The organism is Cohnella zeiphila, from assembly GCF_014212055.1.
Taxonomy (GTDB): domain Bacteria; phylum Bacillota; class Bacilli; order Paenibacillales; family Paenibacillaceae; genus Cohnella; species Cohnella zeiphila.
On the sequence record NZ_JACJVO010000033.1, the window covers coordinates 82,064 to 95,204 of the forward strand.

At 54.6% G+C, this 13,141-nt stretch carries 14 protein-coding genes; 3 read left to right on the forward strand and 11 right to left on the reverse strand.

Annotation, left to right across the window (positions count from 1 at the left end; all coding sequences use genetic code 11):
- Positions 1 to 68: 68 nt before the first annotated feature.
- Genes H7C18_RS26180 through pxpB form a run of 4 tightly spaced genes read right to left on the reverse strand, consistent with a single transcriptional unit; the run spans position 69 to position 3,451 of the window.
- Positions 69 to 869, reverse strand: a complete 801-nt coding sequence (locus H7C18_RS26180; RefSeq protein ID WP_185132078.1) for an ABC transporter permease — start codon at positions 867 to 869, stop codon at positions 69 to 71.
- Positions 869 to 1,660, reverse strand: coding sequence for an ABC transporter ATP-binding protein (locus tag H7C18_RS26185; protein ID WP_185132079.1), 792 nt, complete (start codon positions 1,658 to 1,660; stop codon positions 869 to 871). Before H7C18_RS26185 ends, H7C18_RS26180 begins: the two co-directional genes overlap by 1 nt.
- Positions 1,647 to 2,687 (reverse strand): 5-oxoprolinase subunit C family protein, encoded by a 1,041-nt coding sequence (locus tag H7C18_RS26190; RefSeq protein WP_185132080.1) that lies wholly within the window; start codon positions 2,685 to 2,687, stop codon positions 1,647 to 1,649. Before H7C18_RS26190 ends, H7C18_RS26185 begins: the two co-directional genes overlap by 14 nt.
- Entirely contained in the window at positions 2,684 to 3,451 is a 768-nt protein-coding gene (gene pxpB, locus H7C18_RS26195) for a 5-oxoprolinase subunit PxpB (protein WP_185132081.1), read from the reverse strand. The genes H7C18_RS26190 and pxpB overlap by 4 nt, the downstream gene beginning before the upstream one ends.
- 226 nt (positions 3,452 to 3,677) lie before the next feature.
- Here pxpB and H7C18_RS26200 point away from each other — a divergent pair, with 226 nt between their 5' ends.
- Positions 3,678 to 4,442, forward strand: a complete 765-nt coding sequence (locus tag H7C18_RS26200) for an IclR family transcriptional regulator domain-containing protein (RefSeq protein ID WP_185132082.1) — start codon at positions 3,678 to 3,680, stop codon at positions 4,440 to 4,442.
- A 72-nt stretch (positions 4,443 to 4,514) separates the two neighbouring features.
- Here H7C18_RS26200 and H7C18_RS26205 read toward each other — a convergent pair whose 3' ends face one another.
- The 4 genes from H7C18_RS26205 to H7C18_RS26220 all read right to left on the reverse strand — a co-directional run bounded on the left by H7C18_RS26205 (position 4,515) and on the right by H7C18_RS26220 (position 7,885).
- Positions 4,515 to 5,546, reverse strand: coding sequence for a Cfr family 23S rRNA (adenine(2503)-C(8))-methyltransferase (locus tag H7C18_RS26205; RefSeq protein WP_185132083.1), 1,032 nt, complete (start codon positions 5,544 to 5,546; stop codon positions 4,515 to 4,517).
- A gap of 334 nt (positions 5,547 to 5,880) precedes the next feature.
- Complete coding sequence (locus H7C18_RS26210) at positions 5,881 to 6,324, reverse strand: cell wall hydrolase (RefSeq protein WP_185132084.1); 444 nt, start codon at positions 6,322 to 6,324, stop codon at positions 5,881 to 5,883.
- A gap of 127 nt (positions 6,325 to 6,451) precedes the next feature.
- Complete coding sequence (locus H7C18_RS26215) at positions 6,452 to 6,778, reverse strand: hypothetical protein (protein WP_185132085.1); 327 nt, start codon at positions 6,776 to 6,778, stop codon at positions 6,452 to 6,454.
- Positions 6,779 to 6,913: 135 nt separating this feature from the next.
- On the reverse strand, positions 6,914 to 7,885 hold the full coding sequence (locus H7C18_RS26220) for an aldo/keto reductase (RefSeq protein WP_185132086.1): 972 nt from the start codon (positions 7,883 to 7,885) through the stop codon (positions 6,914 to 6,916).
- Between the two features lie 318 nt (positions 7,886 to 8,203).
- On the opposite strand from H7C18_RS26220, the gene H7C18_RS26225 reads away from it, so the two are divergent.
- Positions 8,204 to 9,265 (forward strand): MBL fold metallo-hydrolase, encoded by a 1,062-nt coding sequence (locus H7C18_RS26225; RefSeq protein WP_185132087.1) that lies wholly within the window; start codon positions 8,204 to 8,206, stop codon positions 9,263 to 9,265.
- A gap of 143 nt (positions 9,266 to 9,408) precedes the next feature.
- Here H7C18_RS26225 and H7C18_RS26230 read toward each other — a convergent pair whose 3' ends face one another.
- A complete protein-coding gene (locus tag H7C18_RS26230) occupies positions 9,409 to 10,551 on the reverse strand; it encodes a serine hydrolase domain-containing protein (RefSeq protein WP_185132088.1) in 1,143 nt (380 codons plus the stop codon).
- A gap of 145 nt (positions 10,552 to 10,696) precedes the next feature.
- On the opposite strand from H7C18_RS26230, the gene H7C18_RS26235 reads away from it, so the two are divergent.
- A complete protein-coding gene (locus H7C18_RS26235) occupies positions 10,697 to 11,026 on the forward strand; it encodes a winged helix-turn-helix transcriptional regulator (protein ID WP_185132089.1) in 330 nt (109 codons plus the stop codon).
- Between the two features lie 69 nt (positions 11,027 to 11,095).
- Here the strand turns inward: H7C18_RS26235 and H7C18_RS26240 are convergent, their stop codons facing one another.
- Positions 11,096 to 11,971 (reverse strand): phytanoyl-CoA dioxygenase family protein, encoded by an 876-nt coding sequence (locus tag H7C18_RS26240; RefSeq protein ID WP_185132090.1) that lies wholly within the window; start codon positions 11,969 to 11,971, stop codon positions 11,096 to 11,098.
- Positions 11,972 to 12,126: 155 nt separating this feature from the next.
- Entirely contained in the window at positions 12,127 to 12,978 is an 852-nt protein-coding gene (locus H7C18_RS26245; protein WP_185132091.1) for an AraC family transcriptional regulator, read from the reverse strand.
- Between the last annotated feature and the right edge of the window lie 163 nt (positions 12,979 to 13,141).

The window sequence follows — 13,141 nt, forward strand, 5'->3', positions numbered from 1 at the left end:
TCGGACTTCTGAATGGTTGTATATCAAGCCGCTCCGTTGTCGGGTCCAGCCGGATGTCGATGAATCGATTAACGATACCGCAGCAGCAAGCGCTCCAGCAGCAGAACAAGCTGCTCCAGGGCGACAGCAATTAGCATGATCAGCACGAGGCCGGTGAAAATCCCCGTCGTATCCAGCATGTTGGAGGAATACGTAATATAGTAGCCAAGCCCCCGATTGGAGCCGACCAGCTCCGCAATGACCGAGCCGATCAAAGCCATGCCGATATTGAGTCTGACGCTGGTCAGAATCCAGACAGTAATCGACGGCAGCACCACCCAGCGGAGCTTGTGCGTCCACTTGGCTTTGTAGGTGCTCATCATATCCATCAGATCTTTGTCGATGTTGCGCATGCCTTCGAAGGCATTGTAAAACGCGACAAAAATGACCATAGCGACAACCATGAGAATTTTGGAGGACTGTCCGATTCCGAACCAGACGATGAACAGCGGCGCCAGCGAGACGCGGGGCAGACTGTAGAGGGCCATCATGAACGGATAAATCCATCTCTCGAAAATTCCGCTGAACGCAAGCCCGATGCCGAGCAGCGTGCCCCCGACCATTCCGATCGCGAGACCGACGACCGCTTCCTGCAGCGTCGCGCTCATGTGGTACCACAGATCGCCGTCCCCGAGCATCTGAACGATCCGATCAGCAATGAGCGAAGGCTTGCTCAACCAGAATGAATTAAAGGCTCGTCCGGACAGCAGTTCCCACAAGCCTGTCAGCAGCACGAACACGGCGAGCCGTCCCAGCCAGACGGATGCTTTGCTGTATTCGCGTCCCCGGAACGACGTGCTTCGGGCACGCCTCTTAGATGCCTCCGCCATTAATGAACCCCTCCCGAGGCACCGTCCGACATTTGCGCCCAAATTTCCTTTTGCAATTCCTTAAAGACCGGATCGAACCGGATGTCATAGAAAGGACGAGGACGCGCAAGTTGAATAGGAAACTCGGCCTTGATGCGTCCCGGGCGCGGCGACATGACGATCACCCGGTCCGACAGCGCGATCGCTTCCTCGATATCATGCGTAATGAACAGTACGCTCTTGCCGACGGACTCCCACATCCGCAGGAATTCCTCGCCGATCTTGACCCGGGTTTGGGCATCGAGCGGACCGAACGGCTCGTCCATCAGATAGATGTCCGGATCGTAGGCAAAGGTCCGCGCCAGCGCGACCCGCTTCCGCATGCCCCCGGACAGCTGCTTGGGGTAGAAGCTCGCAAAGCCCTCGAGTCCGACCAGCTTCAACAATCGCTCCGCTTCTCGCCTCTGCTCCTTGTCCGGCAAGCCCTTGATTGCCAAAGGCAGCCGGACGTTCTGAACGACTGTCTTCCAGGGCAGCAGCGCATCGTTCTGGAACACCATGCCTACACGGTCCGGAACGCCGTCGATCGGCTGTCCGTCGATAAAGGCGCCGCCGGAGGCCGGCTGGAGCAAGCCGGTGACTACTTTCAGGAGCGTGGACTTGCCGCAGCCGCTGGGACCGACGACCGAGACAAACTCGCCGTCCTTGACGTCGAGATGCACCCCGTCCAGCGCCACGGTGTTCCGTCCCTTCGCGCGGAATTCCACCTTCAAATCCCGGATCGACAGCTTGGCCTGATTATCGTTCGCCATTCGTTCTCACCTTCCCGTTCCTGTTCGTCTGCAGTTGCTCCAATCCGCTTCGCAGCACGCGGATTCCCTTCTCCCGAACCAGATATTGCTTTTGCGCTTCTTCTAGGGACACGGCGCGGAACCGAATCCGACCGCCTAGCGGCGTCTGCGCCAGCAATGGCAGGTCCACCGATGCGACCTGAGCGATTCTCGGGTATCCTCCGGTCGTCTGACGGTCCGCCATCAGCACGATCGGCTGGCCGTCCGGCGGAACCTGAACGGTTCCGAACGTCACCGCCGACGAGATCAGCTCCCGCTTGGTCGCAAGACGCAGTTCGCCGCCGGAGAGACGGTAGCCCATGCGGTCGGATTCAGTCCGCACCGAGTAGTCTTCCTGATAGAAGCGGCTGATCGCTTCGTTATCGAACAGATCCTGCTCCTGCCCGGCAATGGCCTGCAATGTCGGATTTGCGGCATAAGCCGGCAGCAGCTCGGGAGAGACGGACCAACGGCCGATCGCAGGCTCGTCTCCTCTTGCCTCGCCTGCGAGCAAGTCCGCCAAATGGCGTCCGATCGACGAGGGCTCTCCTATCGGTAGCCGGTCGCCCGCTTGCAGGACCCGTCCTTCGTGGCCGCCGATGCCCGCCCGCAAATACGTCGACCGGCTGTTCATCCGCACCGGAACATCCAGGCCGCCAGCCACCGCCAGGTAGGCGCGGCAGCCGAGCTTCATTCGCCCGAATTGCAGCCGGCTTCCCTCCGGCACATACACGGTGCGCCAGGCCGGAACCTGCCGACCGTTCAGGACAGGCGACAGATCTCCGCCGCCGATCGCGATCAGCGCCGCTTCCGGGAAGTAGATCTCCGGTCCAAGCATCGTGATCTCCAACCCGGCATCGTTCTCGCCGTTGCCGACCAGCAAATTCGCGATGCGGAGGGCGAATGCATCCATCGCGCCGCCGACGATGACGCCGTATTTCTGAACGCCGTACCTGCCCAAATCCTGTACCGTTGTCAAAAGCCCCGGCTTGAGAATAACCAGATTCATGACGGCGCCGCCTCCCGACTGTCATATTCGGCTCGGGAGATCGGACGGAAGCGGACGATATCGCCAGCCCTCAATCGCGTCGGCGGCATCTGGGAAGGCAGAAATAATGCCTCCGTCGTTCTACCGATCAGTTGCCAGCCGCCCGGCGTGGCGATCGGGTATACGCCTGTCTGATCTCCCGCGATGCCGACGGTGCCTGCCGGAATCGACAAGCGCGGCGTCTGTCTGCGGGGGGTCGCGATGCTTTCGGGCAGGCCGCCCAGATAAGCGAAGCCCGGCGCGAAGCCCAGCATGTAAACGAGATAATCCGCGGAGGAATGGATGTCGATCACTTCCTGCTCCGACAGGTTGTGATAAGCCGCAACTTCCGGAAGATCGGGACCGAATTCGCCGCCGTAGCAGACCGGAATCTCCACGATTCTGGGTTGCTGATCTCCCGAAGCCTCCAATTTGGCGAGAATCTCCTCCACCCGTTTTGCGGCGAGCTCGTAAGGCCCGACGATTTCCTGCGCGTCGGACAGAATGGTCTCCCCAATCAGCGCATAAGGGTCGTAATAAACGGTAACCGACAGGAAGGACGGCACATATTCAACCATGCCGACGAAAGGAAATCGCTCTAAATAGTTTGACAACTGCCTGACCCGCTCATAGGTCGCTTGCTCAATCGTCTCTCCGAACTGCACCATAACGGCCAAGTCGCCTAACGGGCTAATCTTCGCCTTCACGGCGCCGAATGGATTGTATTTACTGCTTGAACCGTTCATTGCGATCAACGCCTTTTCAAAAATCCCGAATTTCGGTACAATAATCCCGAAATTTAATTCCGATATATACGATCATTATAATCGGCTTTTCGCAAAATACAAGAGAAAGTTCAAAATTTATCGTCGTTCCAAAATACAGAAAACGCGTATTCAACTTCCGCATATTCGGAGTATACTATTCGATGATTGTTCAAATAGAGCGAAGCGCGGGTTCCGGGAGGCCAAAGTGCAAAATAAAAACAAAACCGTCATTCGGACCATGGATCTCTTGAACTTATTCCTCACGCATACGAAGCTTACCGTGAACGATATGATCCGCTTGTCGGGAATTCCTAAATCCTCCGTTCACCGCATGCTAGGCTCGCTTGCGGACATGGGACTGCTTACGAGGGATCAGGACGGGCAGTATTCGCTCGGACTGCTATTCCTGCAGTTCGGCAACCTGGTCGCCGAACGGCTCGATATCCGGCATGTCGCTTTGACGGATATGCAGCGGCTCCGCGACGAAACCGATGAAGCCGTGCATCTGGCCGTGCGCGACGGCGACTCCTCCATGTACATCGAAAAACTGGATACCGACCATCCGGTACGCTTGTTTACGAAAATTGGGCGAAGGGCGCCGCTCTACGCCGGCGCGTCGTCGCGGATTCTGCTCGCCTTCATGCCGGAAGAGGAACGGGAGAACTATCTCAGCGAAGTCGAACCGGAAGCGATCGGCATCGGCACCATCGTCAGCAAATCGAAGCTGCGCGAATTGCTGGCGATCTCCAGAACGACGGGATACAGCTTCAGCAGATCTGAACTGGAAAATTACACGGCGGAGCTGAGCGCCCCCATCTTCGATCATACCGGGCAGATGACGGCCGGTATCAGTATTGCGGGGCCAGAAGGGAGATTCGGGGAGGATCGTCTCCCGGAGTTGATTGGCAAGGTCAGGCAGGCGGCATATGAAATCTCGTTAAAACTTGGGTACCGCAAACAAGTATTGTAAGCGTAATTGTTTTAGTAAAAAGGCAGCCGTTTTAGGCTGCCTTTACATCGTCGTTTTTCCTTCTCTTCGGTATCATTTTGAAGCATAAAGCTGGCCGCATGCCGCATGAATGTCTCTTCCGAATTGCGTCCGGACGGTCATTTTGATCCCTCTTGCCTTTAACGCTTGAACAAAGCTTGCCATTCGGCTCGCATCGGATGTCCGAAAGCTGCTTGGAGTTACTTCCGTTGCGTTGTAGGGAATCAGGTTTACGTGATAGAGATGTTGGCCGGATCCTCTGCCTTGCAACAAATCGGCAATGGCTTCGGCATGCTCGATCGTGTCGTTGACCCCTCGCAGAAGCAAATACGCAATATACACCTTTCTCCCTGTTTGTCGGATATGTTGATCCAGTACAGAGAGCACGTCGCGGATTGAATAATGTTTGTTTATGGGCATCAGCTCGCTGCGTTGTTCGTCAAATGGCGAATGCATAGAGAAGGTTAGATTGATCTGCGGATAGTCGCGGGTCAATCTTTCGATTCCCGGCAGCAAGCCGATCGTTGAAAGAGTAATTCGGCGATGGCCTAATCCAAAAAGAGTCGGATCGGTCAAGATGTTGATCGCATCAAAAATATTCGGGTTAGCGAGCGCCTCCCCCATCCCCATGAAGGAAACGCTGTCCAGGCTGTGGCCGTTGAGGTGGAAATAAAGCAATTGATCGGTAATTTCGTCGGCCGTCAAGTTTCTTTTTAGACCGATCGTGCCCGTGGCGCAGAACTTGCACCCAAACCCGCAGCCGCATTGCGCGGAGACGCAATAGGATTTCCATCCTCGCTCATAATGAAGTTGTACGGTCTCGATTCGTTCATCGCCGGCAATCTCGAATAACACCTTGCCGACCTGACTCGATGTAATCTCCTTGGCTGGAACAATGCCGCAGACCTGTGCACCCAGTTCCTGAACCAGCTTGTTACGCAAGGATTGAGGCAAGGCAACCATCTTTTCGTATTCGCCGATTCTTTTTTTGAAAATGGCTTCCGTAATCTGCGCATATCTGTAAGAAGGCTGCTGCGACTCGGACAACACTTCACGAATTTTTTCGTACTTCGAACCGGTTTGCATGTCTTCTCCTCACCGCTGGAGAAGACGTAAAAGTAGCCGTCAAGGCACCTTAAATTACGTCCCTTAACCAAGTATCTTCAATAAGCACTATGTGCGTATGTCGATAGTCTGGTAAGACTCCAGCATTTTGATTTTGTGAACCGAATCATGTGAAATGAACCGGTTCACGAAATCATGTACGACCTCCATCATCATCCCAATCATCCTCCAGATCGATTTGTTGTAACAACTCCGTGCAAATTAATCTTATCATAAATATCCGTACGGATGCTGCGGAACGAGTTCAAGTTCTTGTCATCCCGCAATGTAAAAAAGCCGCAACCGCGGCTTTCAACTAAAACGTATTAAATATATTTTCACATTCTTCCACGGTCGGTTGATAAAAGCAGTGCTTCTTCCATCTTCCTACGAGCGGCTGATTATACCAAGTATCCGGACACGGTCCGGGATTTTCGAACGATCCCGGACGGAAATACCAGAGGGAGAACTCGGCCGGCCAATTCCGTTCCCCATTCACGGACCGTCGCGCCAGGCGGCGTTCCCTGTCTCTTGCGCTTTGATAGAACAAGCCATGCTGCAACGCTTCGAACGCATGCGGCTGGTTGATCATTTGGGGAATGGTCCGGATTCCTTTAAAATCGGAGCAATTCGCTCTGACCCGGTTAATGCCGACATTTCCAACAAGGAGCATGCCCATTTCGCCTTCGGTCTCGGCTTCGGCTCGAAGCAACCTTGCCAACATATCGATATCCTGTTGCCTGGCTTTTACGACTGCCATTGGCTCCACCTCGTTTTGATTTCTAGGCTCATCATATTGAAGGTGAAGCGGATGTGTTACTCCGGCAGCCCGAATCTGTTCCACGAATATTTTTCATGTCCAAGCGGCCCTGCCGGCTTTTGAATATTTATTGGTTGGCATGGTTTAGTGCGGCTAGCGAATGATCCAAAGCAGACTTGCATTTGCTCGCATCCGGATTCTTAGAACGAACCGCCGCCAAAACGCTGTCGATGGTACCGTCTATTTCGGTCCACGTTTTCCGATCGATTTTTCGAAGCTTCGGCTCGGCATCGTCCCAATCATGTTCCAATCGGTCGGCGCCCGTTTTCGCGTTCGCTAAGCTGCTGGAATCGACATTGTTAAGAATATCGTTTTCTACATCGACGAATTCGGTTAACTCCCCGGCTAATGTCGTTTGGGTAGAATCGGTCTGCGACGAGATGTGTTGATTCATCCAGACATATCCCCCGACCCCATTTACGAAAAAAAAGCCGCAATTATCGCGGCTTTCAAAACGGACAATATTTATGTCTTCTGACAGGTCAAGCTTTGACAAATGCAAAGCTTTGATGCCGGCGCGGCGTAAGTGCTATCCTTGATAAAAGTTGCGATCCCATCTGTGAGTCTTAAGCTTGGCGAGTTGTTCCTTGGACAGTCCGCGTCCGTCGCCGACCTTCATGTTGCGCTCTACGTTGCTCACGGTGCGCATGCCCGGGATGACCGTCGAAACGGCGGGATGGCTAAGCACGAAACGCAGAGCGGTCTCCGCCATGTCATTCACGGCGATGCCGAGATCGGCGGCGATGCCGTTCACCCGGTCGTATACTTGTTGCTTGCGGTCGCCGCGGAAATAATGATTTCGGAAATCGCCCTCTTCGAACGTCGTTTCCGACGTCACTTTGCCCGTCAGTCCGCCTTCGTCCAGCGCGACACGGACAATGACGCCGACATTGTGCTTCTCGCAAGCTTGCAGGAGCCCGTCTTCCGGGGATTGGTCAAAAATGTTGTAAATAACCTGAACCGTGTCGACAACGCCGGTCTCGATCAACTTGATGGCGTTGTTCGGCTGATGGTCGTTGATGGACACGCCGAAATAGCGAATCTTTCCTTGCTCCTTCAGCTTCCTTACACCTTCCAGCCAATCCCCCTGTCCGACCCATTCGTCGGACCAGACATGAAATTGCTGCACGTCGATCGTCTCGAGACCCAGGTTCCGAAGACTGGTCTCCGTACAGGAGATCACGTGATCCGCGGGAAACGCCTCGTTTGCCGATATGCCGGAAGGAGCCGGCCAGATGCGGTTTTTGGGCGGAATCTTGGTGGCGACATAAATGGGCTTGGAATGCTCTTTTACGACCTGACCCACCAGCCGCTCGCTATGGCCTTCTCCGTATCCCAGAGCGGTGTCGATGAAGTTAAGGCCTAGCTCGATGGATCTGTTCAGCGCCCTCAACGATTCGTCGTCCGATGCGCCGAGCCAGCCCGATTTGCCGATTCCCCAGGCTCCGTAACCGATCTCCGAGATGGATAAGCCCGTTCTGCCAAGCGTTCTGTAGTTCAATTTGGTTTCCTCCTCAGTCTTCTATCTTCTTCGCAAGCACGGCATTCCTTTTGCTGTTCCCTTCTATTGTAGCGAAGACAAGAGCTAGATTTAAGTACTGAAAACAAGATGAGTTAGTTACGCCGAGTTTACCGCCTATCCGATCTGCCGTTCCAGCGTCGACACTGCCGTCCGAAATGTAAACTTCCCGATGTTCAAAATGTCTCCCGTTTTTCGTATACTGGAAGAAACAACTCCTTCTTGGCAGCTATCAGAATGAAAATAAAATTGGAATTCGCATCGATTAATCGGAAATACCAGAAGGAGGAGAACAGACAAATGAACGATTGGAACCGATCTCTACGCGCCAAGAACGGCAAATTCCAGAACGAAATCCCCGCAGCCGTAAAAATGGGGGCAGCCGACATGGTGTCGCTGCTTCGCGACTTCTTATCGTCTACGTCCCAAAGAAGGCCGAAGCAGCCGCTTCCTATCGTTCCTGTTCAGTCCGGCACGCTTCGCGACGGAAAGGACAAGTTTATTTGGTTCGGACATTCGGCATCCTTGCTGCAGATTGAAAGGAAGACCATCCTGATCGATCCGATGCTGGGCAAGAATCCATCGCCGATTCCTTTATCCCGCAATCGCAGATACAGCGTTCATCTGCCGATAACGATCGAAGAGCTGCCTCCGATCGATATCGTGGTCCTGTCGCATGATCACTACGATCATCTCGACTCCTCCTCCATTCGCAAGCTTATTCCGAAGGCCGGCGTTTTTCTCGTTCCGCTCGGAGTCGGCAAGCGAATCCGAAAGCTTGGAGCATCGCCGGATGCCGTCATCGAGCTGGACTGGGGGGAAGAACGGATCATTCAGGGCATCCGCTTTGTGTGCACGCCGGCGAGACATTTCTCGGGGAGAGGGCTGTTCGACCGGGATTCCACTCTATGGTGCTCGTATGTCATCAAGACGGAAGAGAGAAGTCTCTTCTACAGCGGGGACGGAGGCTACGGGCCCCACTTTGAACGAATCGGGAAGCAGCACGGACCGTTCGAGCTGGCCATTATGGAATGCGGGCAATACGACAAGCGGTGGAGCGGGGTGCATATGTTTCCGGAGGAGACGCTGCAAGCGTATCGAGACGTCCAAGGCGGGGTTCTGTTGCCCGTTCATTGGGGAGGCTTCACTCTGGCCCTGCACGATTGGAACGACCCCGCGAGAAGAATTTCGGCCGCGGCCGAAAAGCAGAGGATTCCTTACCGGATTCCGAAAATCGGCGAAGTCGTCTACCTGGAGTCGATTCGCCATTCAACGCAACAGGATCTCTGGTGGCGGGAGCAAGAAGGAAAATCTACGAAGGCCTCTGCCGGCGAGCGGCAGGCAAGCACACGTCCCATCTGATATCCTGTCCGCCCGTATGATGAGGTCAGCCGGTTGTTGCCGGCCGACCTCTTTTTGTTGACGAGGCGCACGGAATAGCGGGTTGGCCCGCGTCGCCCGGGATCGTCATTTTGCAGCGAAACAGCATGTCTTCCTATAAGCCCTTACAGGCAAGCGTAGACGATATTTCTCAACCGGGGATGCACGTAGGATTTCTGGCTGTTCAGCAGATGCTGGGCATACATGACGGTCAGCCTGGATTCCGGATCGATTATCGCCAGGCAACCGGCCAATCCGGTCCAGCCGAATTCGCCGCCGGCCAGACTCAGCGATCCGCTGCCGGCGCTTGAGCAGTGGGTTCGGACGCCCAGCCCGTAGCCATAACCGTTGCGGTCCGTTCGCCCCCGGCAGTAATCTCTGCGGGTGTTATCATCCAAATGATCGGTCCGCATCAGGTCCACGGACGCCGGCGACAGAATGCGTACGCCATCCGTGCTTGTGCCGCGGTTGGTCAGCACATTCAGGAACCGGGCATAGTCGCTTACGGTCGAGAACAGACCTCCTCCCCCGCTCTCATATTCCGTCCCTAGCCGATAACGATTCTCGTCCATGCGGACCGGTTGACCCAACGCATCGTCGTATTCATACTGCGGAGCCAGTCGTTCGAGCTGTTCCTCCGACAGCCCGAAGCCGGTGTCGCGCATGCCGAGGGGTCCGGTAATCATATCGCGTACATAGGCTCCGAATCGTCTGCCGTCCACCACTTCGACGAGTGCCGCGAGAACGTCATGACACAGGCTGTAGTTCCAGTGCGTGCCCGGCTCGAACAGCAGGGGCTCCTTCGCAAGCGCCGCCGCGAATTCGCGTGTCGGCACTTTACCGTTCGTACGATGGAAGACTTCCTTAAGGGAAGGCGTCTCTATGTCGTAGGAGAAGCCGGCCGTCATGACGAACAGATCGCGCACCGTGATCGGACGCGTCGCACGCGCGAGCTCGATTCCGCCGTTGGTCAGCGTTCTCTTTACCGTCATCTCGGCGTATTCAGGAAGATATTCCGCCAGAGGATCGTTTAGCAGCATCGCGCCTCTCTCCACGAGCTGAAGAGCTGCCGTGCACGTTAAGATCTTCGTCATCGAGTAGAGGTTGAAGATGTGCGACTCGCGGATGGGGGTCTTTTCTTCCAAGTTGGCGAAGCCGCTTCGGTAACGGAATACCGGAACATTATTCTGCATCACGAGAACCTCAGCCCACGGAATGCGCCAGGAAGTGATACGATCGATGAATTGGGATAGCGGCTTGAAATCCATGCTTTTTTCTCCTCCTTAGACCCTTCGCTTTGCTTCATTGCATTTCAAGGTGCTGGATTTATAATAAGAGCAATATATCCCGTCTTGAAAGTAGGCACCTTTTTATTAGATAGGAACCAAAAGGTAACCAACGGAGGAGAAATGGATGATACAGAAGAAGGAATTGCCCCCTTGTCCGGTTGCAACGATCATCGGCTTAATCGGCAATAAGTGGAAGCTCTTCATCATTCGAGATCTGTTGACGGGATCCAAGCGTTTCGGGGAATTGAGGAAAGGAATACCGGAGATCAGTCAAAAGGTATTAACCCAGAATCTGCGGGCGATGGAGGAAGACGGCATCATTACCCGGAAGGTCTATCCGGAAGTTCCTCCCAGAGTTGAATATGAATTAAGTGATTTGGGCGATACCTTAAGACCCATCTTCGATCTAATGCGGGTCTGGGGTCGAAATTATCAGAAGTTGGTTAAGGAATGAGCGGTTTCGGCGAGATTCGGCCCATCCGGCGATCCGATGACGGATACGGATGCCGGACGGGCCGAACGGTCAGCATTCTGCATGGGTCAATTCGTTCGTGAACATTTGCTTGTACGCTTGCGGCTTCAGCTTAACGGCCGATTCCGGCGCGTAATGGATTTGAATGGAGCGACGGCGCTTGTTGGAAAAGTTCGGCGGCGTTCCATGATGCAGCAGTCCCGAAAAAAGGAGCGCTCCTCCCGGCTGCAGCGGCACGGCAACGTCGCGATCGACCTGCACGCTCACGTCGCATATTTGCCAATCCCTTACCGCGTAATGCGGCGTGGCCCCGGTCCGGTGGGAGTACGGGATGACGTGCATGCAGCCATTATCGAGCTCTGCCGGATCCAGGGCGATCCAGATGCCGATGACCGACTTGTCGTATGCCAGATTGCCATATGCCATGTCCTGATGCCAAGGCTTCTCGGCCCCGCCCGAAGGCGGCTTCAAAATGGCCTGATCCTGAACCATTTTTGGCTTCTCGCCAAGCAGCTTCTCCATCGCGCGCAATATCTCGCGGTGGTCGATGATGGCCCTAAGCCGGGGCTCATGGTCCGCATATTCGTAAACCTTGCGCGCCGCAAGCTCTTTGGCCTCGTCGGTAAGAAGCTCGGACTTCGGCTTGACGAATTGGACTCTCGAACCGACGGAACGATCATAAATAATATCCATTAAAGCGTCGATCGACGTGCGGATTTCCTGCTCGTTCAGTACCCGGTCGACGACCAGATACCCTCGTTCCCAAAACTGCCTGACGTGTTCCTCGTTTAATTGCTCCATGCTTGCGATTCGATCTTTCGGTAAATTATCGTATCGATACATCGTGCCGGCGATCGTCTGCGCGAGCTGAACCTCCTCCGTATTGTCGTAGGAAAACAGAGTTCGGTTCGGCGTTTTCTTCTCCATTCGGACGGCTCCTCCTTCAGCTTCCTGCGGATTGGTTGTTCGTTTTTATTGTACCGGGGAGAAGGAGGACGGCGAATGTCCGCAAACCGATAATTTTTATACTGAAACCGGAATTCCGTTCGGCCCGACTGCCGCCGGAGAATGGCGAAACGCCGCTAACCTTTATGCGGAATCGATGGCGGCACGTTCCCTTTATATGCGGAAGGCGGCACGCCGTATTTGGCTTTGAACTGTTTGCTGAACAAGTATACATTGGAGTAATGGAGCGCATCGGCCACCTGCGAAACGTTCATCGAGGTTTCCGCCAGCAGCATAGCCGCCCTCTCGAGACGAACTTCCGTGATGAAAGATTTGATCGAGCTGCCGGTGCAGGTTTTAAACAGCACATTCAAGTATTCCGGAGAGAGCTGCGCCTCTTCGGCAAGCTCTTGATGGGAGATTCGCCGTCCGGGGTCTTCCCGAATTTTGGCGACGAGCCGCTCGATCAACGGTTTGTGTTTGTCGGCCGGCGACGAAGGCGCCGGCTGCTGGCTTTGGTATATATGCAGCAACGCATGCTTCAGCAGAAGATCGTATTCCTGTTCGCGCCATGCATCATCGGAGTGGACGACTTGTAAAATGCGGTTCAGCAGGGATTCAAACAGGAACGGATCCTTCACCTGTGCAAACCTGCCTGGCATCAGCTCCGGATTCCAAGATTTGCCCGTCCGGCAGTCCATCGCGTCGAAATGGGCGAAAATGACCGTCAACCGGTCGGCCGGATCCTGTACCGCCTCCGGTCGATCGCCGGGCCGGATCAGGAAGCAGCTGCCTTTCCCAATCGTATATTCGGCGCCGCCGAGCTTCATCCGCCCCTTGCCTGATACCGCATACCATAAATCATAATCCGGCAGCGGCTGCGGACACCAGTTCCAGCCCGGCTCGCAACGCGCTTTGCTGCTCCTGTGATTGCCGAGAAGCCGGACATCCCTAAACGGCAGCAGTTCCCGTTTCAAATGATCGGACATGGGGCCCACTCCCTTGACTTTTAATTGCATGTTATCATAAATAACTTGCAACGGTCCCCATACAAACGATCCGTATCTCTTATTTATCGGAATTCATAAACTTTACATAATATATTTTATGTAGCCTATAAAAACGCAAGCCTTAGGCCCGCGCTGTTTGTTC